We start from the raw sequence: 26,376 nt of genomic DNA on the forward strand, positions 1-26,376 counted from the left end.
AGCCCCCATGGCACCCGTTCGGCATCGCGTAAACAGGAGTAGCAGATGCCCAAGTCGGATCTGATTGTCGGCCTTGATATCGGTACCACCAAGATCTGCGCGGTCGTGGGCGAAGCCACGCCCGACGGGGTCGATATCGTCGGCATCGGCACCAGTCCCTCCACCGGCCTGCGCAAGGGCGTGGTGGTCAACATCGAGCAGACCGTCCAGTCCATCAAGAAAGCTCTCGAAGAAGCCGAGCTGATGGCCGGCTGCGAAATCCGTTCGGTCTATGCGGGTATCGCGGGCAGCCACATCAAGGGCTTCAACAGTCATGGCGTCATCGCCGTCAAGGGCGGCGAGGTGGGCCCGAAAGACGTCGAACGCGCGCTGGACGCGGCGAAAGCCGTGGCCATTCCGCTGGACCGCGAGGTCATCCACATCCTGCCGCAGGAATACATCGTGGACGACCAGCGCGGCATCGCCGACCCGCTCGGCATGGCGGGCGTGCGGCTCGAGGTCAAGGTGCACATCGTGACGGGCGCCGTGACGTCCGCCCAGAACATCGTGCGTTCCTGCCACAGGAGCGGGCTCGACGTGTCGGACATCGTGCTCGAGGCCCTGGCCTCCAGCAAGGCCGTGCTCACCGAGGAAGAGAGGGAGATTGGCGTCGCCCTCGTGGACCTTGGCGGCGGCACCACCGACATCGCCGTGTTCTCCAACGATTCCATCAAGCACACGGGCGTGCTTGCGCTGGGCGGACAGAACCTGACCAACGACATCGCGTTCGGGTTGCGCACCCCCATGGTCTCGGCCGAAAAGATCAAGGTCAAGTACGGCTGCGCCATGGCCGACCTTGTGCGCAACGACGACCTCATCGAGGTGCCGAGCGTGGGCGGGCGCGATCCGCGCCGCCTGTCGCGCCAGGTGCTTGCCGAAATCTGCGAACCCCGCATGGAGGAAATCCTGTCGCTGGTGGACCAGGAACTTGTCCGCTCCGGCTTCAAGAGCATGATCGGGGCGGGCGTGGTGCTGACCGGCGGCACGGCCCTCATCGACGGGTGCCAGGAACTTGGCGAGCAGATATTCAACATGCCTACCCGCATCGGCTACCCCCGCAATGTGGGCGGGCTGCGCGACGTGGTGAACAGCCCGAAGTTCGCCACCGCCGTGGGGCTTCTGCGCTACGGCGCCGAAAAGGAGGGCCTCGAGCTCAAGTTCCGCATCCGCGACGGAAACGTGTTCAACCGCGTGCTGTCGCGCATGCGCAAGTGGTTCTCCGACATCTCGTAAACCGTGGGTCCAGCGGACCAGTCATTCGGACAAGGAGAGGCGTATGGAATTTCACGAGATCGATGCCGAAAGCACTGCGAAGATCAAGGTCATCGGTGTCGGCGGCGGTGGCGGCAACGCGGTCCAGAACATGATATCCTCCGCGCTGAAGGGCGTCACCTTCATCGCGGCCAACACCGATATCCAGGCCCTCAGCCGGTCTTCCGCCGAACTCAAGATCCAGCTCGGCGACAAGCTGACCAAGGGCCTCGGCGCGGGCGCCAACCCCGGCATCGGCCGCGACGCCGCCCTTGAAAGCATGGGCGCCATCAAGGACGCCATCGGCGAGGCCGACATGGTCTTCGTCACCGCGGGCATGGGCGGCGGCACCGGCACCGGCGCGGCCCCCGTCATCGCGCAGGCCGCCAAGGAAATGGGCGCGCTGACCGTGGGCGTGGTAACCAAGCCGTTCTTCTTCGAAGGCAAGAAGCGCCTGGAAGCCGCCGAACTCGGCATTTCCGAATTCCGCGAGCACGTGGACAGCCTGATCACCATCCCCAACGACCGCCTGCTGTCGCTGGCCCCCAAGAAGGCCACCTTCGTGGAAATGCTGAAGAAGGCCGACGAAGTGCTGTACTTCGCGGTGAAGGGCATTTCCGACCTGATCATGGTGCCCGGCCTCATCAACCTGGACTTCGCGGACGTGAAGGCGGTGATGGGCGAATCGGGCCTGGCCATGATGGGCGCGGGCATCGCGCGCGGCGAATCGCGCGCCCGCGAGGCCGCCATGAAGGCCATCACCAGCCCGCTGCTGGAAGACGTGTCCATCGACGGCGCGCGCGGCGTGCTCATGAACATCACCTGCGGGCCCGACCTGACCATCGACGAGGTCAGCGAAGCCGCGGGCATCATTCAGGAAGCGGCGCACGAGGACGCGCGCATCTTCTTCGGCACCGTGTTCGACGACGCGGCGGGCGAGGAAATGCGCATCACCGTCATCGCCACCGGCATCGACGCGGGCATCGTGGGCGTGGAAGGCGCGGGCAAGTCGGGCACGGTCACCCCGTTCCGCAAGGGCGGCTCGCTGGCCCAGCCCGCACCCCGTTCGGCCGCGCAGCCGCGCGCCGAGCACGCGCAGGCCAAGCCCGCCGCGCAGTCGGCGCAGCCGATGACCCAGCCGCGTGGCCTGGGCGGCTTCTCGGACGACGACCGCAACATTCCCGCCTACCTGCGCAAGCAGGGCCAGGTGCAGACCACGGTGAACCGCGTCAACAACCACGCTCCCGGCGAAGAGGATTTCATCTTCGACGAGGACGAGTTCGAGATTCCGTCCTTCATCCGCAAGCAGGCGGATTAGCGGGAAAAAGCTCCACGGCCCGCGTCCCTTCTCCGCGCCGCGCGGAAAGGGCGATGCGGGCCGCCCGGCCCAGCGGAACCGGCGTTGCAAACCGGGGGGGACTCTGCGGGCGCCGGGTGTGCACGCGCCCTGCTCGCACGATACGCACGATAGACCCCGCGCACGGGACGAAGAAGACGCCTCTCCATCCCGGGCACGGTTTACGGGAGGGCCGCCCCCAACGGGGCGGCCTTTTCTCGTTGCGGGGGCTGGATTTTTTCACGGCAGTGGTTACGCTGTATGCCGTGCGTGACTGCCCGCAAAGGAGACAACCATGCTGACGCAACGTCTTTCCGGGGTTCGCCCCACTACCCATGCCTCACGGCCTTCATTGGTTCTCCCGTTGCTTCTGCTGGTGGCGGCCCTGCTGGCCACCGCTTGCGCCCCGCTTGTCCGGGGGCTGAGCGGCGACGCCGTGGTTTCATCGTCGCGTCCGCCGGTGCTGGTGCGTCCGGCCGCCGGGTTCACCCTGCTGGGCAACGGGGCGGCATCGCCCCTGCTGGATACCGAACTGGGATTGCGCCACGTTGACGCGGGCTGGGCGTTCTACGCCGATGCCACGCGCGAGCGGCAACTGGCCGTGCTGCTGAGCGAGGTGCCCAGCGGCTGGCAGTGGGAACTGGACGTTTCCAGCCCCTGGCGAGAAGTGCGGCGCGACGGGTACGCCACCGGCCCCGCCCGTTTCGCCGGAGCCACCTTCCTGATGCCCGCCTCGGCCGACCCGTTCGCGGCCATGCTGCCCGCGCCTCCGAAGCTGGCCCCTGACGAGGGCGAATGGCGCTGGCTGGTGCGGCGCTATATCCAGTTGTCCGACTTCCGCGCCGTGAAGCTGGTGGTGGAATACCGCGAGCCCGTGCCTGCGGGCGCTGGCGAACAGTTGGCCGATGCGCTGGATGCCGGGCAGCAGCCCTCGGGACGCGCCGCGGCCCTGCTGGGCGAGTTCGAGGCGCGGTCGCGCGCGGCCTTCTCGGTGGTGGCCTATCCCGAGGGCGGCGTGACGGCGGATAACTTCGTGTTCGACGCCAGCAAGGTGCACGTGCGCAATCTGGCCGGCATGGCCGGGCGCATGGAGCCCATCCGCAACCTGCCCAGCGAAAAGTAACCGAGGGCGGCAACCGGGGCAGGGACGGCCGCGCGCCGCATCCTGCCCCCGGATATTCTCCGGCGTTCTCCGCCGCCAGCCTCGTCCGCCGCCGATTCTTTTGCCTCCGTGCGCCTCGCGTGCGCCCGGAACCGTCAGGGGAACCCCATGCCCAAGCTGATAGCCCTCGCCGTCGTCCTGCTGCTGGCCGGATTCGTCTACGCGCTCATGTATCGCAACCCCGTCCGGCGGGGGCTGGCGGGCGACATGCTGGCCTCGTCGGCGCGGCCCGCGCTGCTGGTGCGTCCGGCGGCGGGGCTGGCGTCCGCCGGGGCGGGCGTGGCGGACATCGCGCCGGAAACGGCCAGCGCCACCGGTTCGGCCAGGGTGTACTACGCCCTGCACGCCGCGCCGGGCAGGGACGGCAGCGGTGAACCGGCCCGCCTGGCGGCCCTGCTGGCGGAAGCCTCCAGCGAATACCGCTGGCCGCTGGACGTGTCGTCGGGCCTGACCGAAGTGCGCACCGCCACCGGCGAACTGGCGGGCATGACCATGCGCGCCGCCACCTTCGCGCTGCCGCCGGACAGGGACGCTCTGGCCCCGGCCTTCGGCGACGATCCCGCCCCCTGGCGTTCCGGCGCGCTGGTGCGCAGGTTCACCGGGCTTGCGGAACTGCGCCACGTGAAGGTGGTGGTGGAATACCGCGAACCGCTGGAGGGTGCCGGTGAACTGGGAGGCGAGGGCGCGCCCCGCTTCGGCCATCCGGCGGTGCTGGACGACCCGGCCGCGCTGGCGGCCTTCGAGGCGCGGGCGGAACGGGCCTTCCAACTGGAGCGGCCCGGCGGGGACTGGGCCAAGGGCAGGGACATTACCCGGCTGGACGCCGCCCCGGAACAGGTGAAGCGCCGCGAGATCACCCGCATGCTGGGGATACTGGAGCGTGACAGGGGGGACGACCGCTGACGCGGAGAGGGGGGACGACCGCTGACGCGGTCTGGCGGAGGGCGGAAGGGCTATTCGGCGCGCTTCACGTAGCAGACGATGCGGCCTTCGGCCACGGCCACGCCGGGCGCGGATTCCGACGCGATGCGCACGAAGATGTTGCCGATGCGGTAGCCCTGCAAGCGCACGTCGGCCTCGGCGATGAGATCGGCGAAGGGCGCGGGGCGCAGGAAGTCCACGCGCATGTCCACGGTGGAGACCATGTCGTTGGGGCCGAAGTGGGTCCACAGGGCCACGTTGCCGCAGATGTCGGCCAGGGTGGAGATGACCCCGCCGTGCAGCGCCCCGCGCGACTTGTTGCCCGCGAATTCCTCGCGGAAGGGCAGGCGCAGCCGGGCGTAGCCGGTGCGCACCTCCTCCACCCGGATGCCGAGGTGGCGGTGCCAGTCCACGTGCTGCTCGACGAAGGACACGAGGTCTTCATGGACGGTGCTCACGGGGCCTCCAGAGGACGTTGGCAGGAAAAGGGGCGGGACCATGTCCCGCCCCTTTGTATATCCGATGCGTGCCGCGCGCGCCACCGGGTGGCGGTCCTGTCAGCGCCGGGCGGTCCTGTCAGCGCCGGGCGGTCCTGTCAGCGCCGGGCAGCCATGGCCTGCAGGCGGGCGATGCGCTCCTCCATGGGCGGGTGGGTGCTGAACAGGCTGGCCATGCGCGCGCCGCTGAACGGGTTCACGATGAACATGTGCGCGGTGGCCTGGCTGCCGTGCTGCATGGGCACCTTTTGCGACCACGCCTGGAGCTTGCCCAGCGCCCCGGCCAGGTACAGCGGGTTGCCGGACAGCGAGGCGCCCGTCTCGTCGGCCAGATATTCGCGCGAGCGCGAGATGGCGAACTGGATCAGCGAGGCGGCGATGGGCGCCACTATGGCCATCATGATGGCCACCAGCGGGCTGGTGCCGCCTTCTTCGTCGTCGCCGCGGCCAAAGCCGAAGATGGCCGCCCACTGCATCATGTTGGCGATGGACACGATGACCGAGGCCAGAACCCCGGCCACGGTCTGCACCAGGATGTCGCGGTTGGCGATGTGGCCGATCTCGTGGGCCAGCACGCCCTTCAGTTCTTCCGGCGAGAGGATGCGCATGATGCCGTGGGTTACCGCCACCACGCCGTGGGCCGGGTCGCGCCCGGTGGCGAAGGCGTTGGGGGCGTCTTCGGGAATGACGCACACGCGCGGCTTGGGAATGCCCGCGCGGGCGGCCAGTTCCTCGACCATGGCGTGCAGCATGGGGGCGTCGTGGGGGGCCACCTCCTGCGCGCCGTACATGGAAAGGACGATCTTGTCGGAATACCAGTAGCTGCCGACGTTCATCACCAGGGCCAGGATCAGTGCGATCATGATGCCCGTCTTGCCGCCCATGGCCCCGCCAAGGACGATGATGATGCCCGAAAGAAGGGCAAGCAGCATGGCGGTCTTGATCTGACTGGTCACGGTCTGTGCTCCTTGCGTGGGTAGGCGCGGGATGCTCCGCGCGGTTGGATGTCGGGCGGCTGGTCCGGGACCGGCCGGTGGTCTGGAAAAGTCCGGTGGCCGATACGGGTGGACGCGCCGGGCCGCATGGCCGCGCGGCACGTCCTGCCGCCTGCGCAACTATGTAATATCGCAGCGGGAGATGGCAAGGGGGGGGAGCACCGGCATGCCGCACGGATGCGCCGCAACATCATCTAGTGGGTGATCATGCCCACCTGCAACATCATGTGGAAGCGGCGCACCATGGCCTGCGGCAGGGGAGATTCCCACATGCCCAGCGCCTGCGCCACGCCCCACGCGCCCAGCAGCGCCAGCACGCACCCGGCGGCGATGGACCACGCGGGCATGCGCTGCCTGCCGGGCAGGGTCACCGACAGGCAGCCATCCACGGGGCAGGCGGCGATGCATTCGGTGCAGCCCACGCATTCGCCGGACGACACCCGCTCCAGCCGCTGCACGGGCAGGGCGGCAGGGCAGGCGCGCGAGCAGCGTCCGCAGTCCACGCAGGATGCCGCGTCGCGCCGCACCGCCACCGGAGAAAGGCGCGCCAGCAGCGAAAGCAGCGCGCCGTACGGACACAGCACCCGGCACCAGAAGTAGGGCAGCACCAGCGAGCCCGCGCCCAGCACGGCGAACACCGTGAGCGCCGTGGTGCTGGGTGCCAGGAAGAACTGGAGCATCCGGGTGTCCGCCACGAAGTTGTAGGGCGAGAGCAGGAAGCCCTCTATGGATTCCACATCCATGGACACCACGGAAATCCACGCGAAGCCCGCCAGCAGCAGGTACTTGGGCAGCGAGAGCAGGCGCGACGCGCGCGGTCCGGTGCGCCGGGCGATGCGAAGCCGCGCGCCCAGCCGGGCCAGCAGCGACGACACGAAGCCCACGGGGCAGATGTGCCCGCAGAAGCCCTTGCGCAGCAGCAGGGCCATCAGCAGTACGGCAATGAAGATGAACAGCCCGGCCGGGTGCACCGGGTCCCACTGGCCGGTGAACAGCAGCCGCTTGAAGGCGATCAGCGCGCTGATGGGCAGAAAGCCCTCCACGGAGGGGGGCTTGGGCGTGAAATCTTCGGTTTCGCCCATGGCCCAGCGCACGTACAGGAAAAAGCGCCATCCGGCGTAGAGCAGGAACAGGGTGTAGGCGGCCTGCACGCCAAGGCGGACACGGGCGGGGGACAGCAGGCGGGACCGGGAACGCGGCACGGAATGCTCCTTGGGGCTGCGACTGGCGAAACGGGGCCGTCTGGCCTCTGGATTGGCGGGCGGGATTCACCCCGCGCGGCCATTCTGCGCCTTGCGGGCGGGGGTGTCCGTCGGGCAGGCGACAGTTGCGGCGCGCGACAGGACGTGGCAGGGCGGATGCCCGCCGCTACCGTGACCCGTGGGGGAGGAAACGTCCGTGACCTGGGTCACGGTGGACCGCGCGGAGCGTTGCGTCCACCGGCTTTCGCGCTGGAGCCTTTGGAAAATGGAGCGCCTATCCCGCGCGGGTCAGAACCACCCCGGCCACGATGATGCAGGCCGATACGGTGCGCCAGCGGGTCAGGGGTTCCTTCAGCACCACCACCGAGAGGGCGGCGGCGAACAGCACGCTGGTTTCGCGCAGGGTGGCCACCAGGGCGATGGGGGCCAGGGTCATGGCCCAGATGACGATCCAGTACGCCCCCACGGACATGAGGCCCGCCGCCGTGCCGCCGCGCCAGTGGGCGCGCATGGCCGCCAGCCCTTCCCGGCCGCGCCGGGCCAGCAGGATGGTCAGCATGACCAGGCCGTCGAACAGGAACAGCCACACGGAGTAGCCGTGCGGCGATCCGCTGGTGCGCGCGCCGATGCCGTCGGTGATGGTGTAGCTGGCGATGAACAGCGAGGTGCCCAGGGCGAAGGCCAGGGCGCGCAGGTCGGGCCTGGCCTGCGCGCGCCCGCCGCGCAGGGACATGAGCCAGATGCCCGAGGCCAGCAGGCCCACGCCCGTGGCCGCTGACGGCGAGAGCGTCTCGCCGAAGGCGATGGCCATGACCACGGCCACCACCAGCGGGGCGCTGCCTCGGGCGATGGGGTAGACCTGCCCCAGGTCGCCCGTGCGGTATGCCTGGGCCAGAAACAGCTTGTACCCGGTGTGGAACAGCAGCGAGGTGCCTAGCCACGGCCAGGCCGATGGCGGCGGGGGCGCGACGAAGGGCACGGCCAGCAGCGCGGCGGCCGCACCGGACACGGCCACCAGGGTTATGGCCAGAAGGCGGTCCGCGCCCACCTTGACCACCGCGTTCCACCCGGCGTGCAGTATGGCCGCCGAGAGTACGGCGACGAACACCAGCGGTTCCATGGGGGCTCCCGATCACGTGGCCTGTTGTGCGCGGCGTGGCCCGGCTGGTCCGGCATGCCGCGCGGCAGTGTGCGCTCACGCTGTCTTCTACCAACAGCCAAATCGGCCCGCCGTCAAGCGTGCCGAAAAACGTCGGCTGAAGCCGCAGGGCAAGGGGGCAAAAGAGAAACCGGAGGGCGGGGCGAAGTTGAACCAGGCTGGGGCGGACCGGACGGAAAACGCGAAACGGACGGCCGGGGCCGTCCGTTTTCTGCGCGCGCCGTGGCCGGGGGTGAGCCCGCCGCAGGCCGCATGCCCGTTGGGGTGAAAAACGTGTCCTAGGGGCTGTTTCTAAATTGTCCTTTCGCCCGTTGGCTGCGTCAAACTTTGCCTGCCATTTCGGTCAAATACAATAAGAGTATGTTCCCTCATGGCAGGCTCGCTTTCCTTGCCAACGAACGAAAACCCTAATTTAGAAACAGCCCCTAGTGGTGGTGCGGATCGTTGGGGGTGGTGCACTTGATGTAGCGCAGACCGATGGCCACGCCGATGATGCCCGCGAAGAACCATGCGAAATCCATGACAGCCTCCTTCTGGTGCCCCGGCGCGGAACGCGCGCGGGTTGTGCGCAATTTCCCAATCCTCGGTTCGAGGTGTACCGGAAAGAATCAGGAAGTTCAAGGGGCTTGCCGCAAGAGAAGGCTATGGGCCGCGCGGCGTGGGCCGTGGGCCGTCACTGCCTCCGCGAAGCCCCGCCGGGCCTCGTCCACGAAGCGGCGCAACCGCTCGGGGCACTTGCGCCCGTCCGGGCCTTCCACGCCGGTGTGCGCGTCCACCCCGGCCGGGCGCACCCGCAGGATGGCCGCGCGCACGTTGTCCGGGGTCAAGCCCCCGGCAAGGATCACCGGGCGGGGCGAACGGCGCGCCAGTTCCGCGCTCACGGCCCAGTCGTGGGTGCGGCCGGTGGCCCCGTCCGCGCCGGTGGCCGGGTCGTGGGTGTCGGTGATGAAGGCGTCGGCCAGCGGAGCCAGTTCGCGCACGGTGTCCAGCAGTTCCGGCAGGTTGCCTTCCGCACGCACCACCAGACTCTTGATCAGGAACAGGTCCGGAAGCTCGCGCCGCAGCCGGGCCAGTTCGGTGGCCGCCACCGGGCCGTGCAGTTGCAGGCGGCGCAGGCCCAGCACGCGGCAGAATTCCGCCGCTTCGGCCCCGTCGGCAATGTAGGTGATGCCCACGGGCAGCAGGGGCGGCGCGGGCAGGCGTTCCACCTCGGCCACCAGCCGGGCGGCTTCGGGCTCGGTCAGGTCTTCCGCGTTCACCGGCAGGCGCAGGGGCAGGCCCATGGCGTGGACCCCGGCCGCGCGCAGGGCCAGGGCTTCGGCCAGGTCGTGCACGCCCGCCACCTGGATCAGCCCGGAAAAGGGCGCGCCGCGCTCCAGCCGGGGAGGGGCGGAAGACGGGGCCACGGTCATGCGGGCTTGTCCCGCGCGGCATCGCCGCCGTCGCCCCCACCATTGCCGTCGTCGCGCCCGCTGTTGCCATCGTCGCGCGGCCCGCATCGGGTGACGCGGCCGTCCGCCAGGCGCAGCACGTGGGTGATTTCCGGAATCATGTCGCCCTCGTGGTGGGTGACCAGCACCATCTGCACGCCCGCGCGGGCCAGTTGCCCCAGCAGGGCCAGGAACGCGGGGCGGCTGGCCGGGTCCAGCCCGGAGCAGGGCTCGTCCAGCAGCAGGAGGTCCGGCGCGCCCGCCAGGGCGCGGGCCAGCAGCACCCGACGCAACTGCCCGGTGGACAGGGTGCGGATGCGCTGCCCGGCAAGGCCCGCCGCGCCCAGCATGCGCAGCCAGTGGGCAGCCTCGGCCCGCTGGTCGTCGTCGGGTTCCTCGTACAGGCCGATGGTGCCGGAAAAACCGGTGAGCACCAGTTCCTCGGCGGTCAGGTCGTAGCCGTAGGTGGCCTGCAACTGGTCGGACACCAGGGCCACGCGGCGGTGCAGCAGGGGCAGGTCGCGCAGGGAGGCCTGCGCGGGCGGTTCACGCCGGGCCACGCCGCAGGATGCCTCGTCCGCGAACCACACGATGTCGCCGCCCACGGCCACGTTTTCCTCGCCGTGCAGCAGGCGCAGCAGGGTGGACTTGCCCGAGCCATTGGGGCCGATGACGCACCAGTTCTCGCCGCGCCGGATGGTCCAGTCGATGGCGTGCAGCACGTGCGTGCGCTCCACGTACACGTCGGCGCGCTCGATGCGGGCCAGCACCGGGGCGGGTTCGCCGGGCTGGCGGGCCGGTACGGCACTGCCGTTGGCGGCTGCGGCGATGTCCGGGGTGTCCAGGCCATCCCCCTCGCATACGCCGGAGTCGGCGGGCAGGTTGGCCATGACCTCGGCCAGCGGGCCTTGCGCCGTGATGCGTCCGCCCTGCACCAGCAGGGCGCGGGTGAGGCAGGCGGGCAACTGGCCGGTGCGGTGGGTGGCGAACAGCACGGTCACGCCCAGCGCGGCGGCCTGGTCCACGGCGCCCAGCACTGCGGCGCGGGCCGTGGCGTCCAGCCCTTCGCACACCTCGTCCAGCAGCAGCACGGCGGGCTGGCGCACCAGGGCGCGGGCCACCAGCATCAGCCGCAACTGCCCCTGCGACATGGCGGGCACCTTGACGTCCAGCAGGTGGGCGGCCCCCAGGCTGCGGGCCAGGTCGCGCGCGGCGGTAATCCGTTCCGCGCCGGGGTCCTCGTAGAGCAGGGGGGTGTCGAAGTAGCCGGTGAGCAGCAGTTCCTGGCCGGTGAGCAGCCAGCCCTGGCGCACGTAGCGTTCCTGCTGGGCCGAGGACACGCTGGCGCACAGGGCGCGCCCGACGAGGGGGGATGTTTCCGGGTGCGGCGCGGTTCCGTCAGCGGTCGCGGGGGGGAACCAGGTCACCCGACCGCCGTCGATCTGGTCCGGCCGGGTGGTGCCGCGCACCACGCGCAGCAGGGTGGACTTGCCCGCGCCGTTGCGGCCGAACACGGCCCAGCATTCCCCGGCGCGCAGGGTCCAGCTTGCGCCGTCCAGGGCGCGGCGTCCGGCGAAGCTGACGCGGACGTTGTCCAGCACCGCCAGCGGGGCGGCATGGTCGGCAGGGGGTAGATGTGTGGTGGTCATGATGATTGGGGATAATGGGAGAAATGGAACATGGTGCAGGAAAAGCTGGAAACAACGGAACGTCGTTTGGTCACAGGGGCACGCCGAATGAGGTTTTTCGTTCGTTGGCAAGGACAACGAGCATGCCACGGAGGGAGTATACTTTTGTGGTATTCGACCGGAGTGGCAGGCGAAGTTGGACGTAGCCAACGGGCGAAAGGACCATTCGGCGCGTCCCTAGAACGGCCTCTGATGCATCACGCCCTTCCGGAACCACACGCTGTGCGTGTAGCCGAAGCGGCGGGCGTATTCCTCCAGCTGGTCGAAGCCCCAGGCCACGGTGGAGGTGCAGTGCGCGTCCGAGCCGAAGGTGATGGGCAGTTCCAGTTCGCGGGCCATCTCCATGATGGCGGGGCAGGGGTAGATTTCCTTGCACAGCTTGCGCAGCCCGGCCGAGGAGATTTCCATGGCCATGCCCGCCGCGCGCAGGGTGGCCAGGGCGTCGCGCACCTGCTGGCGCGATTCGGGCCGCTCCAGCCATTCGTGGAAGGCATCCACCGCGAAGATCTTGATGATGTCCGGGTGGGCGGCGATGTTGAACATGCCCGACGCCCCCATGCGGCGCAGGCTGTCGAAGTAGCGTACGAAGGCGTCGTGGGCCTGCTCGGGCGAAAGGTCCTTCCAGTCGTCCAGGGTGCAGTCGAAGCCCCAGGTGCCCAGAAAATGGATGCCCCCGATGATGTAGTCGAAGGGGTAGCGGTGGATGGTTTCCGCCGTGAACGGCTCCTGCCCCGGCAGCCAGTCCATTTCCAGGCCCAGCAGCACGGTGCGGCCGTCCTGCCGTGCATCGGCCAGGGCGCGCACCTCGTCCACGTAGCGGGGGAAGCCCGCCGTCAGCTTGTCGCGGTAGTCCCTGGGATAGGAATAGGCGAGGGGACGGGGCGAGTGTTCGGAAAAGCCGAAGATTTCCATGCCGCGATCCATGGCGGTGGCGAACATCTCTTCCACGGTGGCCTGCCCGTGGGAATGGCTGGTGTGGGCGTGCAGATCGACGGTGATCACGGCGGTGTGTCCATGGCCGCCCCGCGGTGCCGGGGCGGGTTGCGGTGAAAGGCCGTCCGGACGGAGCGGGCGGGCGGCGGGTTATTCCTTGGGACGTTCCATGACCCGCACGAAGGCGTTGCGCACGGCCTCGACGATCTGGTCGTCGCGCACCGGGTCGCGCAGCACGATGGTGCCGGTCTGGGCGTAGCGCGGGGCCAGGTTGTTCAGCGCCAGCGCGTAGATGTCCTGGATGTCCTTGGGGTCGGGGGTGTACACGGGGGGCTCGCGCAGCACCTGCTCGATGGCCTTGATGACCCGCAGTTCGTTGCGGTTGCGGATGTCGGTCAGGTCGATGTCGCCGATGCGGTGCTTCTCGCGTCTGGGCGCCATGGGCGGGCCTCCTGCGGGGGGGGGATGGGTGTCCGGTGGCGGGGCTGGCCCCTCGCCATGCGGGCGGCGCGTGCCGCCCCGAAGAACATAGCAACGGCGCGGGCCGCTCGCAAGCATGCGTGCCGTACGCCGCATGTGAAACCGCCGCCCCTCCGGCCCGTGCGGGCGGAAGGGCGGCGGCGTGCGTTTCGTGCGGGCGAAGGGGCGGGCCGGTGGATGCCGGTGCTAGCCGTCGCCCTGGATGCGGCGGCGAATTTCCTTGGCCGCCCTGCGGCCCGCGCCCATGGCCAGGATGACCGTGGCCGCGCCGGTGACGATGTCGCCCCCGGCGAACACGTTGGGGATGGAGGTCTCGCCGGTTTCCTCGTCCACCTCGATGTAGCCGCGCCTGCTCAGCTTCAGCTGCGGCGTGGCTTCCAGCAGGATGGGGTTGGGCCGGGTGCCCACGGCGATGATGGCGAGATCGGTGGGCAGGTCGTAGGTGTCGCCTTCCACCGGCACCGGGCTGCGGCGGCCCGAGGCGTCCGGCTCGCCAAGCCGCATGCGTTGCAGGGTCACGCCGGTCAGGCGGCCCATCTCGTCGCCGTGGAAGGTCACGGGGTTGGCCAGCAGTTCCAGGATCACTCCCTCTTCCTCGGCGTGTTCCAGTTCCTCGTGCCGGGCGGGCAGTTCGTCGCGGGTGCGGCGGTAGACGATGCGCACCGATTCCGCGCCCAGGCGCTGGGCAGTGCGCGCCGCGTCCATGGCCACGTTGCCGCCGCCGTACACGGTGACGTTGCGGCCCTGGTAGACCGGGGTGTCGTAGTCCGGAAACGCGTAGGCCCGGCCCAGGTTGACGCGGGTAAGGTATTCGTTGGCGGAAAACACCCCGGTCAGGTTTTCGCCGGGGATGCCGAGAAAGCGCGGCAGGCCCGCGCCCACGCCGATGAACACGGCGCGGTAGCCTTCCGCGAACAGGTCGTCCACCGAGAAGGTGCGGCCGCCCACCCAGTTGGTGACGAAATCCACCTCCTGGGTGCGCAGGGCCTGCACTTCCTTTTCCACGATGGCCGATTTCGGCAGGCGGAATTCGGGAATGCCGTACACCAGCACCCCGCCGACCTCGTGCAGGGCCTCGAACACGGTCACCTTGATCCCGCGCGAGGACAGGTACCCCGCCACGGTCAGGCTGGCCGGGCCGCTGCCGATGCAGGCCACGCGCAGGTCCGGGTCCACCGCCGGGCAGGTCAGCTTGGCCGAAAGATAGTTGCAGGCGTCGAGAGCCATGTAGGTGTCGGCCACGTAGCGCTCCAGGCGGCCGATGGCCACGGGCTGGCCCTTGGCGTTCAGCACGCAGGCGCCCTCGCACTGGTTTTCCTGCGGGCACACCCGGCCGCACACGGCGGGCAGGCTGTTGGTGGACTTGATGGTGCGGTACGCGCCCTCAAGGTCGCCCTTGGCAAGCTGGCCGATGAAGTCCTTGATGGGCACTTCCACCGGGCAGCCCTTGACGCACTTGGGGTTCTTGCATTGCAGGCAGCGTTTGGCCTCTTCCGTGGCCATCTGCTGCGTGTAGCCCAGGGCCACCTCGTCGAAGTTGCGGATGCGTTCCCCGGCGGGCTGGCAGGGCATGTCCACGCGCGGGGCGATTTTCCTGCCCCCGGCGGGCTTGCGTTCGGCGGTCGCGCTCATGGCGTTATTTCTCCCCCGCGCAGGTACACTTGCAGTGGTGGTCGTACGATGCCTTCTCTTGCGGCTTGAAGGCCGCCAGGCGCTGGCGCAGTTCGTTGAAGTCCACCTTGTGGCCGTCGAATTCGGGGCCGTCCACGCAGGCGAAGCGGGTTTCTCCGCCCACGCTCACGCGGCACGCGCCGCACATGCCGATGCCGTCCACCATGATGGAGTTCAGGCTGACCGTGGTCTTCACGCCGAAGGGCTCGGTGGTTTTCGCCACCGCCGCCATCATGGGCACGGGGCCCACGGCCACCACCTCGGACACGGTCTTGTCCGTTTCCAGCCGCTGGCGCAGCAGGTCGGTGACCAGCCCCTTGTGGCCGAAGCTGCCGTCGTCGGTGGACACGAGCACCTCGGGGCAGAAGGACGAAAGTTCGTCGTAGAACAGCAGCAGGTCCTTGCTGCGCGCGCCGATGACCGCCACCACGTGGTTGCCCGCCTTGTGGTGCCCCTTGGCGATGTGGTGCATGGCCGCGATGCCCGTGCCGCCGCCCACGCAGATGACCGTGCCCGCCTTCTCGATATGTGTGGGCTTGCCCAGCGGGCCGCACAGGTCGAGGATGGAGTCGCCCGCGTCCAGGGTTTCCAGCAGGGCGGTGGACTTGCCCATGACCAGGTAGACGATGGTGATGGTGCCGCGTTCGGGGTCGGCGTCGGCGATGGTGAGCGGGATGCGTTCGCCCTTTTCGCAGACGCGCAGGATGACGAAGTTGCCCGGCTGCGCCTTTTTGGCGATGTGCGGCGCGTCGATGACCAGCTTGCTGGTCTGGCCGGGGATCAGGCGCTCTTTTTCCAGTATCTTGCAGGGCATGCGCGTGCTTCCTTCCTTGCGGGGATTGGCGGATGACGGTTGCCGGGGCGCCGCGCGGGAACGGCCGCAACCGGCTGAACGGTCAGCGACCTTCGTAAGTTCTGCGCCCGCGCAATGCAAGAAAAATGCGGGTTGCGCGGGCGCGAATACGTATGTAAATTACTGTATCAGACCAGCAGCGCATTGCGGCGCGCACGGCACCAGTTGCCAAGACCCAGTTGCCCAATATCTGCACAGGGACCGGCCATGGACATCGGCGACGCAACCTCGTCACGCGGCCTTGCCGCGTACAGCCGCGCACTGACCCGCGATGCGGGCGATGCGCTGGGGCTGCTTGCCGCCAAACGCACGAAGACGGCCTTTTCCCTTGGCCCGCTGACGGTCAGCTACGAGACCGAAACCGCCCCCACCGCGGAGGACGCGGGCGTACAGGCCGCCGAATCGCTGCAACGGATGCGGGCCTTCAACTTCGCCGACAGCCTGCAAACACAGCAACTGCTGGCGGAACTGACACCCGCCGATGCCTTGGCGCAGCCCTCCGCCCCCACGGCGCAACTCGATGGCGGGACTGCCGGGATTGCCGGAGCTGGCGGGACTGCCGGAGCTGGCGGCGCGCAGGCCGCGCTGGCCGGAGAAGCCGCCCCCACCCGCACCCCCGCCGCTGGTGCGCGCGCCTATGCCCGCTCCGCCTCGCTGGTGAAGCGTCCGTCCATGATCCAGGCCGCCGTGTAGGGGCGACTTGCCCTTGTCATGGGCTGCGTTGCTTTATTCTGCAATTGACATTCGTTATCAACTGAGCCACAACGGCCTTGGCGCACGCATGGTGCCCCAAGGCCGCTCCGTTGTCCGGCGAAAGGATACGCTACACCCGGAAACCCAGCAGGGCCGCGCATTGCCGGGCCTGTGCCCCTTCCGCCGCGCCGTTGTATTGCAGGCGTTCCCACATCCGGTTCTGCACGGTCCACCAGTCGAAGTCGGACGCCACTTCGCGGGTGCGTTCCACGGCCCCGCACAGTCCGGTCCAGTCCGGCGCGGGGGCCGCCAGCAGGTCCAGCAGATGTTCCTGCACCAGCAGGTGCAGCCCGCGCCGCTGCCTGGGCGTCGGTTGCAGCGAGCGCAGCAGTTCCAGGCCCTGCCGCCATGCGGTTTCGCCGCCGCCGGGAAGGCCGGGAGCCGGGGCCTCGGCCACCAGCGCCAGCCCCAGTTGCGGGGCAAGGTCGGCCCACAGGTGGCTGGCGGGCATGTCGTGCTGGGCCTCCTCCCACGGGTCCACCAGGGCCAGGGCCTGGCGGGCCAGGGCGGCGCGCCGGGGGGCCTGATGTTGCTCCTCGCCGCGCAGCAGGGCCAGCAGCAGGGCTTGCCGGGCGTTCACCGGCAGGTCGGCCACGGAAAGGGATGTTTCGGCGGCGTCGGGTTCCGTGGCCGGACGCACCGTCACCCGCGAGGCGCGGGCGGGCGTGTCCGGTCCCGGCGGCTGCCAGGTGAAGCGCACGGCGCGGCCTTCCGCCTCTTGCGGCAGGCGCAGCGCGGCGGTGCCGGTGACGGGCCCGGCGGCGTGCGCGGCGTGCGCGTCGGGAGCGTCAGGGGTATCGGGGGCGTTGGAGGCATCGAGGGTCACGTCCACTTCGGCGCCCGGCCAGGCGTGGGTCGCCGTGCGGCCCGGAGCGGGCAGGCCGTGTTCCGCGCGCAGCCGCCACAGGGCCTGGAGCACCAGGCTGGCGTCCGTGCCGCGCCGGGGCAGCACGGTGCGGGACAGGATGTCCGCCCCGGTGCCTTCCTCCGGCTTGTTGGAGGCGGCGCGGGCCAGGTGTTCCGCCAGGCGCGGCAACAGGTCCGGCCCGCCGGTGGCGGTGCACAGGTCCATGGCGCGCAGGGCGCAGGTCATGGCGTTCACCGGCTCGATGCGCGAGATTTCGTCGAAGAACCAGGCGCAGCTGGCAAAGGACGCCAGCCCCGCTTCCTGCATGGCCAGCAGCTTCCACGCCGCGTCGGCCTGCCGCCCGGCGACGCCGGGGGCCAGATGCGCGGCGGCGAAGGCCTCGCGCGCGGCCGGGTCGCCGCTGTGGGCCAGCACCTGGCCGTAGGCCGGCAGGGCGGCTGCGGGATCGCGGAACAGCGCGGCCCCGGCGACGGCGAAATGGGCGTCCAGCCCCTGCTTGACCGCGTCCAGGCCCTGGCGCAGGGGGCCGCGCCAGCGCTGGTTCCAGCCGGGGTGGCCGCCGTCGGTGCAGCCGCAGTCGGACCGCCAGCGTTCCACGCCGTGGGCGCAGCTCCACGACGAGGGCTCGTGCAGCAGCACCCGCATGCGCGGCGGGTTGCGGTGCAGGAACGCCGCGAAGTTGGTCAGCGCCACCCCGTCGCGCCCGGCGTAGCCCTGGGCCAGCACGTGGGCCAGGGCCATCTCGCCGAAGGTGAAGTGGTGGCCGTAGGTTTCGCCGTCGGTGCACACGGCCAGCAGCCGGTCGCCGGGGCCGCTTTCGCCCCGCTCCCCGCCGGGGGGCACGGGCAGGGCGCGGGCCGCGTCGGCCAGCCGCCGCCAGAAGATTTCGCCGTCGCGCAAAAGTTGCTCGAACGCCACGGCCCGCGAGATGGGGCCGTCGTAGAAGAAGATGTCGATATACCGGCCCGAGGGCAGTTCCGCCCGGTAGGGCAGGCCGATGTCCAGCGAGCCTTCGTGCACCGGCTGCCACGCGGCGTTGGCCGGGGCGATGCCGTCCAGCGCGGCCACGGCCCGGGCCTGGCGCGGGGCCAGCACGGTGAAGGCGATGCCCGCCGCGGCCAGGGTTTCCAGCGTGGGCGTATCCACGGCTGCCTCCGGCAGCCACATGCCCTCGGGCGCGCGGCCGAACCGCGCCGTGAAGTCGGCCACGGCCCACGTGGTTTCCACCTCGCGGTCCAGCGGCGTGGCCAGGGGCATGATGAGGTGGTGATATATCTGGGCCATGGCGTTGCCGTGTCCCCAGCGCGCGGCGCTTGTCCGGTCGCCCTCCACCATGCGGCGCAGGGTGTCGGGGGCGTGGCGGTCCATCCAGCGCAGCAGGGTGGGCCCGGCGTTGAAGCTGGTCCATTCGTAGCAGTTCAGGATGTCGCCGATGCGCCCCTCGCGGTCCAGCCTGCGCGCCCAGCCCAGCGGGGCGTAACTTTCCCGAAGGATGCGGGTGTTCCAGTCCGGGGCGGGGGCTGCGCTGCCCTCGGGCAAGATATCATCCAGCCACGGGTCCTCGCGGGGCGGCTGGTAGAAATGGCCGTGGATGCACAGGCTGCGGGACATGGGAACCTCCTGGTTTCCGGCAGGATACACCGCCCGGTCGAACGGGGAAAGGTGCCCCACCCCCCGATTGGTTGATGATGGGGGTGCAGGCAGGGTTTACGGGGGAACGATGCGAGGCTATCATCATGCCGTAGTCAACCGGGGGGTTGCCGTGAACGTCGATACGGAAATGGTGAAAGATTTTCCCGTGATGGGTGAAAAGCCCATGCGCGGGGTCTTTTCCACGACGGCCGACATGAAGATCGGTTTCGGCGGTACGCGGCGCACCGTGCAGCAGAACGTGATGATCTACGTGGTTCGCCGCGACGACGGGTGCTACGACGCCCAGGCGCTGAACGACAGCCACGTGCCCACCGGAGAGTCCACCATCCTCACCTACGAGGACCTGGTGCTGGACTACATCCCCGAACCCGCCATTTACCACGAGAAGGTGTATCCGGCCATGCGCGAGTTGGCCGGGCACATCGCGCGCGGCGAACGCCACCGCGAGCGGGGCGAGACCTGGAGCGCCGAGTTCGAGTTCCAGAACGCCCTGGCCATCGACGAGCAGAACGTGCGCGCCACCTTCGGGCTGGGACTCACCTACCTTGCCCGCGAAGACCTGGACAAGGCCCGCGAGGTGTTCCAGCGGCTCATTGCCCTGCCCGGCGCCTTCGACCCGCGCCACAAGCACATGTTCAACGACTTCGGCATCAAGCTGCGCAAAAGCCGCATGTTCGGCGAGGCGTTGCGCTTCTACGCCCGCGCCGCGCAACTGGCGCCCAGGGACGACCACCTGCTGTACAACATCGCCCGCACCCTGTTCGAGTCCGGCGACTACGAGCGGGCCAACGGCTTTCTGTGCCGCGCCCTGACCCTGAATCCCCGGCTGGAGGAAGGGCAGCAGTTGCGCGCGGTCATCGCCGTGCGCAAGGGCCGCGAGGTGGGACACCCCACGGACATGCCGCAGGAACTTCTGCTGAACGACCCGTGCGATGTGCCGGAGGTTTTGGCGGATTCCGTCGAAGGCTACTAAGGGCTGTTGGCCCAGGATATTTTGCCTGCGAAAATACATGTCACGGGGCGGCGTTCTTCGGAACGCCGCCCCGTTTTCATTCAGGCGAGGGAATCGCCCGGTCTGGTCACCCGGCCTAGTACGGCGCGCCCAGGTTCACGGCCGCATGCACGGTGGCCGCGAAGAACACGGCCCGGCCCGCCAGTTCGCCCAGCAGCAGCAGCGGCCCCATCCAGCGGGGGATGCGCGGGCTGCGCGCCAGCGCCACCAGCGGCACGAGGATGCCCAGCACCAGCCGCGCCCAGTACAGGGGCGACGCCAGCCACGCGCGCGAGGTCATCTGCATCACCGTGCCGCCCGACGCCCACACGCAGGGCACGATGACGTACACCGCCAGCGCCGCCGCAAGGCTGCCCAGCAGCACGGTGCGCAGCATGGGCTGGCTGGCCTCGCCCGCAAACCAGCTGCCGAAGGATGCCCCCAGCAGCAGCGCCGACAGCAGGAAAAACCCCAGCGGCGCGGCGTTGTGCAGGGCGGGCATGGCGGGCGGGGCATAGGTCATGCCCGAGGTGTACAGGGCGGCCAGGCCCGCCAGCGCGGCGGCGGCGCGCAGGCCCGCGCCCGCCTTGCCGGTGAAGGCGGCCACGGCCAGCAGCACGGCGAACGCGCCGAAGGCAAGGATTTCGCGGCTGAGCCACGCCTTTTCCAGATGGGCCAGGGTGCGCACCGCCCCTTCCGGATGCCCCAGGTGGAACAGCGAGGCCAGCAGGGCCACGGCCATGGCGGCGGTGGCGGCCAGCCATTCCGTCCGGTTGGAGGGCGCGCCGTTGTCCGCGCCCGTGCCGGGGGTGGCCGCGCAGGCCCCGCCCGCGCAGCCGCACGAACGCACGGCCCGCAACGCCAGGAACAGGGCAATGCCCACGGCGGCCTGCGACAGCACGGTGAACAGCACCAGGGGAAGTTCGATGTTCTGCATGGCTACCTCCTCACCACGCGGGGTGTTCTGGGCATGATGAAGCGGGTGGACGGATTGACCTGCGGCATTTCCGGGTACCCTGCCGGGTACTGCACGGCGTTGGCGGCATCGGCCGTGGACATGGCGGCGATGTCCACCAGCCGCAGCGCCCGCACCGGGCAGCTCTGCACGCAGGCGGGCTGCTCCCCGGCGTCCAGCCGTTCGTGGCACAGGCTGCACTTTTCCGCCTTCTTCAGCACCGGGTTGTAGCGCGGCGCGCCGTAGGGACAGGAGCGGATGCAGTTGCCGCAGCCGATGCAGCGGTCCTGATGGTGCACCACCACGCCGTCCTCGCGCTTCTCGTAGGCTTTCACCGGGCAGGCGTTGAGGCAGGCGGGGTTTTCACAGTGGTTGCAGGCCAGCGAATAGAAGGCCCGCTCGCGGTGGGGGTAGATGGCCTCGTCCAGCGGGTACAGCTGCCGCCAGACCACGCCGGTTTCCTGATGGTAGTAGTTCTTGCAGGCCATGGCGCAGGTGAAGCAGCCGATGCAGCGCTCCACGTCGACAAGAAATGCGCGCTTCTTGGGAAGAGGTGCGTGTTGTGTGGTCATGGGCCGCCTCCTACGCTCTCGCCACGTCGGCGAACTGGTCGTGAATGGCCACGCCGGGCGCGCCGGTCTTGTAAGCGCCCATGTCGGCCGGTTCGTCATCCACAAGGTTCTGCACGTTGAAGTCCAGCTTGCGGAACCACGCCTCGTACATCAGCAGGCAGTCGCCGGGCACCGTGTCGGTGATCTTGGCGCGCAGCTTCACCTCGCCGACGGGGTTGAACACCCGCACGGTGTCCAGGTCGGCGATGCCCTTGGCCCTGGCCAGCGCGGGGCTCAGGTAGACGAAGGGTTCCGTCTGGAACTCCTCCATCCAGTCCAGGTTGGCGAACTGCGAATGGATGGCGAACTTGCTGTGCGGGGTCAGCAGGCGGTAGGGGGCGTAGGCCTTGCGGCCTTCCTTGTACTCCGGCAGGGCCTTGTGGCCGTGGCTGGCGCACAGGTCGGACCTGAACTCGTACTTGCCCGACGGGGTCTTGAACGTGCGGTCGCTCCACGAGGCGGACGAGGCCAGCTTCGCCTTGGCCGGTCCCTTGCGCAGGTCCTGCCAGTGGCTGATGCCGAGCAGGTCGTACACGCCCTTGTTGAACTCTTTCTCCATCCATTCCTTGGTGTCGATGTCCTGCGGGTAGGTGCAGGAACCGGGCGACAGGCGGTTCATGTGCCGGGAGAGCAGCGCCGCGATCTCGATGTTCGACTTGGCCTCGTGCAGGGGGGCGATGGCCTGCTCGTTGAGCGATACCCAGTAGTGCCAGTAGGATGCGTTGACGGTCCATTCCTCGAACAGGGTGGTCACCGGCAGCACGATGTCGGAATGGCGCACCGTCTCGGTGAAGAACTGCTCCACGCTGACCACCATCTCCAGCTTTTCGAAGGCCCGCAGCATCTTGTTGCGGTCGAAGTCCTGCGCGAAGGGGTTCTTGCACGACGACCACAGCACCCGCACCGGCGGGTTCTGTGCGTCCAGCAGTTCCTGCGCGGTCCTGTTGATGTTCAGGGCGCGGTCGGTGTAGGCGGCGGGGGCCGCCGACCCGGCGGTGACGTCGAATTCGCCCTTGGGGCCGGACTTGCCCGTGAAGCCGGTGGACCCCGCCGGGGCCTTCTGGATCATGGCGTGGTAGTTGAAGCCCCAGGTCTGCAAATGGCCGTAGCGCGCGCCGCCGCCCACCTTGCCCACGTTGCCGGTCATGGCCACCAGCGCGTCGATGGCGCGCACGGAGGCCCCGCCGTTGACGTGGCGCTGCATGCCGTAGCCGATCCAGATGGTGGCGGGTTTGGCGGTGGCGAATTCCTCGGCCACGTGGCGGATGTCGTCGGCGGGGATGCCGGACTTTTCCGCCGCCCATTCCACGGTGACGTTGCCGCGCAGATAGGCGGCGAACTCCTCGAAGCCCACGGCGTTGTTGGCCACGAAGTCGCGGTCCACAAGGCCCAGGTCAAGCACGTGCCGGGCCATGCCCAGGGCCAGCGCGCCGTCGCTGCCTGTTTCCGGCTGCCAGGCCACGTCGCCCTTGGCGGCGGTCTGGGTCAGCACCGGGTCGATGACCACGATCTTGGCCCCCCGGTCGCGGGCGGCGTAGACGTACTTCATGGAATGCACCGAACACCACGCGGGGTTGGCCCCCCAGATGATGATGTAGCGCGACTTTTCCATGTCTTCCGGGTCGTTGCACCACATGTCGCCCAGGTCGTAGTTCTGGGCGTCGATGCCCGCGGGCCAGCAGGGCGTGCCCACCAGACGGGTGGTGTAGCCCAGCGAGGACATCATGCCCTCCACCCCGTAGTTGGTGATGCCGAAGTTGCCGGAATACTTGGTAAGGGCAAGGCCCAACAGGTTGCCGTCCTTTTCCTTGATCTCCAGCAGCTTGCGGGCGATGCGCTCCATGGCCTCGTCCCACGAGACGCGCCGCCAGTTGCCGCTGCCGCGCCCGTCCTGGACCATGGGGTACTTGATGCGGTCCGGGCTGTAGACGCGGCGGGGGTAGCTGTAGCCTTTCACGCACAGCCCGCCCGCCGTGAAGGTGGATTCCGGCGCGCCCTCCACGCACTTGACCACCCCGTCCCTGACGTAGGTGACCATGCTGCACGTGTCGTAACAGTTGCGCGGGCAGGCGTTGCGGAAGATCTGGAAATCGGACTTGCTGAAGGGCGCGGCGGACGCGTTGCGGGGCAGCAGCAGCCCGCAGGGCAGCGTGGCCAGCGCGCCGGATGCGATGAGCCCCTTGAGGAAGCTCCGCCTGCTCATGGAACAGGACGGCGCCCCGCGCGAGGGGATGCCGCCGGGGCCGTTGGGGCCGGTTTTGCCGGTTGTGCCGGTTCTGTTGGACATGATGACCTCCGTGGGTTTCATGATCTGCGGGAATGGGTTGCCGGTGCGTCCGTTGCATGGGCGGCGTGGCGGGCGCAGGCGGCGGCTGCGCCTTCCTGCCAGCGCAGCAGCAGGGCCAGGGCGCGGGCGATGGCCGGGGGCACGCCGGGTTCGGCCAGGGCCCGCTGTACGAAGCGGGGGATCCACGCGCCCATGTGTTCCGCCACCAGCCAGCGCCAGGCGTCCTCCACGGCCAGTCCGGGCTCTTCGCCTCCTTCGGCGGGCACGGCGGCGGGGTCGGCGGGGTCGGCGGAGTGGTCCGCGCCGCGCAGGGCCAGCAGGGCCAGCGCGGCGTCCAGTTCGAAGCTCAGGTGGTCGTCGGGCGTGGTCCCTTCGCCGGGTACGGCATACCCGAGGGCGTGGTACAGGGCGCGCACGTCCATGGTGGATTCGCCCATCAGGCGGGGCTCGGCTTCCAGCCATGCGGAGGCGTAGGGCGGAGCGGGCACGGCCATGGGCCCCACGAACAGCCGGTTGAAGGCGTATTCGGCTTCGCTCCACGGGTCCGCGCCCGGCGGGCATGCATGTTCCGGGGCCGGACCATGCTGGGCGGAAGCGTTGGGCGGAAGGGAGGCGGGGCCGCCATGTTCCGCGACGTAGGCATCCAGCGCCAGCGAGGCCGCGCGCAGGCCGTCCGCGCCACGCGCGGCGAACAGGTCGCGCAGGCCGCGCAGCAGGCATGCCTGGCGCGCGCCGCCCACGGGGTGTCCCTCCGGGATGGCGAGGGCGTCCCGTGCGTCCCCCGCGTCGGGCGGGGCCGAACCGGTCTGGGTAGGGCTGATGTCCATGGTGTCTCCTCGGACCGTCCGCGCCGCCACGCGGGCGCGCGGACAGTGGCCTGTTTTTGGATATATGCAGGCTAGTCGAGGAGCACGGTTGCCACAAGGCTATGAAATGGGGTGATAATGGGTAGTGCTGCCTACCCGATGCGGAGTGGAAACGTCCGGATGGAGACGCGGCGGGTTTCGGGCGTGGAGCCTGAAGGCATGGCGGAAGGAGGATGAAGTCCGGTTCGCGGGGCGTCGCCTTTCCGGGGGAATCGGCCCGGAGCTATTCTCCGGGCGGGGCGGAGCGGGGGCCGGGGGCGCTGCGCAGGAAGGCGCACAGGCTGGCGTCCTTGCCGTGCAGGCCCAGCTTGCGGCGGATGTTCTTGCGGTGGGTCTGCACCGTTTCCACGGACAGGTTGAGGGCGCTGGCGATTTCCTTGGTGGGGCTGCCCGCCTGGATGAATTGGCAGATGCGCATTTCCGCCGGGCTCAGGCGCAGCAGCAGCGGGTCCGGCCCGGCGTCGTCGGGGGCCAGGCGCATCAGCTGGTCGCGGATCACGGTCAGGTAGCCGCGCCGCACCTCCGGTTCCATGTCCGCCTCCAGATGGTCCAGCGCGGGCAGCAGCATGGCGTGCACCTTGCGCGCCACCTCGCGGTTGATCTCGGCGCGTTCGCCGTCGATGTTGCGCAGCACCGTGCGCAGGGTGATGTTCATTTCCTCCAGGTGGGTCTTTTCCTCGCGCAGGGCTTCGGTGCGTTCGGCCACCACCCGTTCCAGCGCCTCGCGCTGGTGCACGTGGCTGGTCACGTCGGTGAGCATGACCAAGTACCCGTCGCTGGCCAGGCTGACGGCGTTGAGCGGCGAGATGCGCATGCGGAAGACCTGCGCGGCGTGGGGCGGCCCCACTTCCGGCTGGCCGGGAGCGGCTGCGGGAAGAGTCATGTCCGCCGGGACCACGTCCACGGGCGCGGCGGGGGTGATCTCGCACGACACCCCCAGCGGGTAGAAGCGCAGCAGGTCCTGCATGCTTTCGCCCTCCAGCCCCAGCGCGGCCCAGATGGGCAGGCCCGGCACCGCGCGCCCGGCCAGGTGCTGGCGCGCGGCGCGGTTGACGCTGGTGATGATGCCCGAGGCGTCGATGGCCAGCACCATGTCCGAGGTGGAGTTCAGGAAGTTCTCGACCTTGCACTTTTCCAGCGTGAGCAGGCGGTTGGCCTCGTCCAACTGCGAGGTGTCCACCTCTGCCCGGCGGGTTTCCCAGTGGCGGGTGAACAGCACCGAGAAGGCGTCGCCGTAGAGGCGCACCACCTCGACCGCAGCGTCGCGGGCGCGGCGGGGGGCGGACATGACCTCCACCACGTCCAACACCGCGTGGATCAGGGTATGGAAGCAGCCCAGGAACATGGCCTCGGTGACGCCGCGCATGCGGTGGCGGCGGGCCGAGGCCAGCAGTTCATGGCCCCAGCCGTGCGGGGCGCCGGTGGTCGCGCCGTTTTCGATCTCGCGCACCAGGTCGCCGAAGGAGGGGGCAAGCCCGGCGTGCAGCGCGGCGCGCAGGGGGTGCAGGAAGCCCAGCAGCGAATCGATGCAGTCCTGCCGTTTGGCCGTGGTGTGGCGCAGGTAGCCCGCCTCGCGCATGTGCTCGGACCAGCGGGCCAGGAACAGGTCCATCTGCCCTTCGATGCCCAGCAGCACCGGGCGGGCCGCCGCGAAGAGGGCCGACGTGCCCGGACCGGGGGAACGCCCGGCTTCGGTGGTGCGCCCGGTCTCGGGAATGGCCGGGGCGGCGATGGAGGTACGGGGGGTGCGGACGGCCATGGGAACTCCGGAAGGT

The 26,376-nt window shown here is 69.5% G+C and carries 22 protein-coding genes; 6 read left to right on the forward strand and 16 right to left on the reverse strand.

The genetic code is table 11. The annotated features are described in order from the left end of the window. Nucleotides 1–45: 45 nt before the first annotated feature. The 4 genes from ftsA (at nt 46) to ACR4XJ_RS15390 (ending at nt 4,691) form a co-directional block, all read left to right on the forward strand. Entirely contained in the window at nt 46–1,272 is a 1,227-nt protein-coding gene (gene ftsA / locus ACR4XJ_RS15375) for a cell division protein FtsA (protein WP_333506366.1), read from the forward strand. Nucleotides 1,273–1,315: 43 nt separating this feature from the next. Beyond that, on the forward strand, nt 1,316–2,608 hold the full coding sequence (gene ftsZ, locus ACR4XJ_RS15380; protein ID WP_434756032.1) for a cell division protein FtsZ: 1,293 nt from the start codon (nt 1,316–1,318) through the stop codon (nt 2,606–2,608). Between the two features lie 313 nt (nt 2,609–2,921). Continuing rightward, on the forward strand, nt 2,922–3,749 hold the full coding sequence (locus ACR4XJ_RS15385) for a DUF4851 domain-containing protein (protein WP_434756033.1): 828 nt from the start codon (nt 2,922–2,924) through the stop codon (nt 3,747–3,749). A gap of 147 nt (nt 3,750–3,896) precedes the next feature. Further along, nucleotides 3,897–4,691: a DUF4851 domain-containing protein gene (locus tag ACR4XJ_RS15390; protein WP_434756034.1), complete on the forward strand. Its 795-nt coding sequence runs from the start codon at nt 3,897–3,899 to the stop codon at nt 4,689–4,691. A 50-nt stretch (nt 4,692–4,741) separates the two neighbouring features. On the opposite strand, the gene ACR4XJ_RS15395 is transcribed toward ACR4XJ_RS15390, so the two are convergent. From ACR4XJ_RS15395 to ACR4XJ_RS15440, 10 genes are all read right to left on the reverse strand, one after another. Continuing rightward, nucleotides 4,742–5,167: a PaaI family thioesterase gene (locus tag ACR4XJ_RS15395; RefSeq protein WP_333506362.1), complete on the reverse strand. Its 426-nt coding sequence runs from the start codon at nt 5,165–5,167 to the stop codon at nt 4,742–4,744. A 137-nt stretch (nt 5,168–5,304) separates the two neighbouring features. Further along, nucleotides 5,305–6,162, reverse strand: a complete 858-nt coding sequence (locus ACR4XJ_RS15400) for a zinc metalloprotease HtpX (protein ID WP_434756035.1) — start codon at nt 6,160–6,162, stop codon at nt 5,305–5,307. Between the two features lie 233 nt (nt 6,163–6,395). After that, nucleotides 6,396–7,403 carry a 4Fe-4S binding protein gene (locus ACR4XJ_RS15405; protein ID WP_434756036.1) on the reverse strand — a complete coding sequence of 336 codons (1,008 nt, stop codon included), beginning with the start codon at nt 7,401–7,403 and terminating at the stop codon, nt 6,396–6,398. 274 nt (nt 7,404–7,677) lie between these two features. After that, the gene (locus ACR4XJ_RS15410; protein ID WP_434756037.1) at nt 7,678–8,523 is read right to left on the reverse strand and encodes an EamA family transporter; all 846 of its coding nucleotides are present in this window, start codon (nt 8,521–8,523) and stop codon (nt 7,678–7,680) included. Between the two features lie 656 nt (nt 8,524–9,179). Continuing rightward, entirely contained in the window at nt 9,180–9,974 is a 795-nt protein-coding gene (locus ACR4XJ_RS15415; protein WP_434756038.1) for a phosphoribosylanthranilate isomerase, read from the reverse strand. Continuing rightward, entirely contained in the window at nt 9,971–11,641 is a 1,671-nt protein-coding gene (locus ACR4XJ_RS15420; protein ID WP_434756039.1) for an ATP-binding cassette domain-containing protein, read from the reverse strand. The genes ACR4XJ_RS15415 and ACR4XJ_RS15420 overlap by 4 nt, the downstream gene beginning before the upstream one ends. 216 nt (nt 11,642–11,857) lie before the next feature. Then, entirely contained in the window at nt 11,858–12,682 is an 825-nt protein-coding gene (locus ACR4XJ_RS15425) for a histidinol-phosphatase (RefSeq protein WP_434756040.1), read from the reverse strand. Nucleotides 12,683–12,763: 81 nt separating this feature from the next. Then, nucleotides 12,764–13,054 carry a late competence development ComFB family protein gene (locus ACR4XJ_RS15430; RefSeq protein ID WP_434756041.1) on the reverse strand — a complete coding sequence of 97 codons (291 nt, stop codon included), beginning with the start codon at nt 13,052–13,054 and terminating at the stop codon, nt 12,764–12,766. Nucleotides 13,055–13,279: 225 nt separating this feature from the next. After that, nucleotides 13,280–14,725 carry an NADPH-dependent glutamate synthase gene (gltA, locus tag ACR4XJ_RS15435; RefSeq protein WP_434756042.1) on the reverse strand — a complete coding sequence of 482 codons (1,446 nt, stop codon included), beginning with the start codon at nt 14,723–14,725 and terminating at the stop codon, nt 13,280–13,282. Between the two features lie 4 nt (nt 14,726–14,729). Next, nucleotides 14,730–15,578: a sulfide/dihydroorotate dehydrogenase-like FAD/NAD-binding protein gene (locus ACR4XJ_RS15440; RefSeq protein WP_167123006.1), complete on the reverse strand. Its 849-nt coding sequence runs from the start codon at nt 15,576–15,578 to the stop codon at nt 14,730–14,732. Between the two features lie 246 nt (nt 15,579–15,824). Here ACR4XJ_RS15440 and ACR4XJ_RS15445 point away from each other — a divergent pair, with 246 nt between their 5' ends. Then, nucleotides 15,825–16,310 (forward strand): hypothetical protein, encoded by a 486-nt coding sequence (locus ACR4XJ_RS15445; protein ID WP_434756043.1) that lies wholly within the window; start codon nt 15,825–15,827, stop codon nt 16,308–16,310. 130 nt (nt 16,311–16,440) lie between these two features. Here the strand turns inward: ACR4XJ_RS15445 and ACR4XJ_RS15450 are convergent, their stop codons facing one another. Beyond that, nucleotides 16,441–18,849, reverse strand: a complete 2,409-nt coding sequence (locus ACR4XJ_RS15450; RefSeq protein ID WP_434756044.1) for a DUF3536 domain-containing protein — start codon at nt 18,847–18,849, stop codon at nt 16,441–16,443. 151 nt (nt 18,850–19,000) lie between these two features. Between ACR4XJ_RS15450 and ACR4XJ_RS15455 the strand changes: the two genes are divergently transcribed. Continuing rightward, the gene (locus ACR4XJ_RS15455) at nt 19,001–19,864 is read left to right on the forward strand and encodes a tetratricopeptide repeat protein (protein WP_434756045.1); all 864 of its coding nucleotides are present in this window, start codon (nt 19,001–19,003) and stop codon (nt 19,862–19,864) included. A gap of 115 nt (nt 19,865–19,979) precedes the next feature. Here the strand turns inward: ACR4XJ_RS15455 and ACR4XJ_RS15460 are convergent, their stop codons facing one another. The 5 genes from ACR4XJ_RS15460 to ACR4XJ_RS15480 form a co-directional block, all read right to left on the reverse strand. Next, nucleotides 19,980–20,819, reverse strand: coding sequence for a DmsC/YnfH family molybdoenzyme membrane anchor subunit (locus ACR4XJ_RS15460; RefSeq protein WP_434756046.1), 840 nt, complete (start codon nt 20,817–20,819; stop codon nt 19,980–19,982). 2 nt (nt 20,820–20,821) lie between these two features. Next, nucleotides 20,822–21,409 (reverse strand): 4Fe-4S dicluster domain-containing protein, encoded by a 588-nt coding sequence (locus ACR4XJ_RS15465; RefSeq protein ID WP_434756047.1) that lies wholly within the window; start codon nt 21,407–21,409, stop codon nt 20,822–20,824. Between the two features lie 10 nt (nt 21,410–21,419). After that, the gene (locus tag ACR4XJ_RS15470; RefSeq protein WP_434756063.1) at nt 21,420–23,651 is read right to left on the reverse strand and encodes a molybdopterin-dependent oxidoreductase; all 2,232 of its coding nucleotides are present in this window, start codon (nt 23,649–23,651) and stop codon (nt 21,420–21,422) included. A gap of 101 nt (nt 23,652–23,752) precedes the next feature. Further along, entirely contained in the window at nt 23,753–24,562 is an 810-nt protein-coding gene (locus tag ACR4XJ_RS15475; RefSeq protein ID WP_434756048.1) for a TorD/DmsD family molecular chaperone, read from the reverse strand. 262 nt (nt 24,563–24,824) lie between these two features. After that, nucleotides 24,825–26,360 (reverse strand): LuxR C-terminal-related transcriptional regulator, encoded by a 1,536-nt coding sequence (locus tag ACR4XJ_RS15480; protein WP_434756049.1) that lies wholly within the window; start codon nt 26,358–26,360, stop codon nt 24,825–24,827. Nucleotides 26,361–26,376: the final 16 nt, after the last annotated feature.

The organism is Nitratidesulfovibrio sp. D1, from assembly GCF_051133415.1.
Classification (GTDB): domain Bacteria; phylum Desulfobacterota; class Desulfovibrionia; order Desulfovibrionales; family Desulfovibrionaceae; genus Cupidesulfovibrio.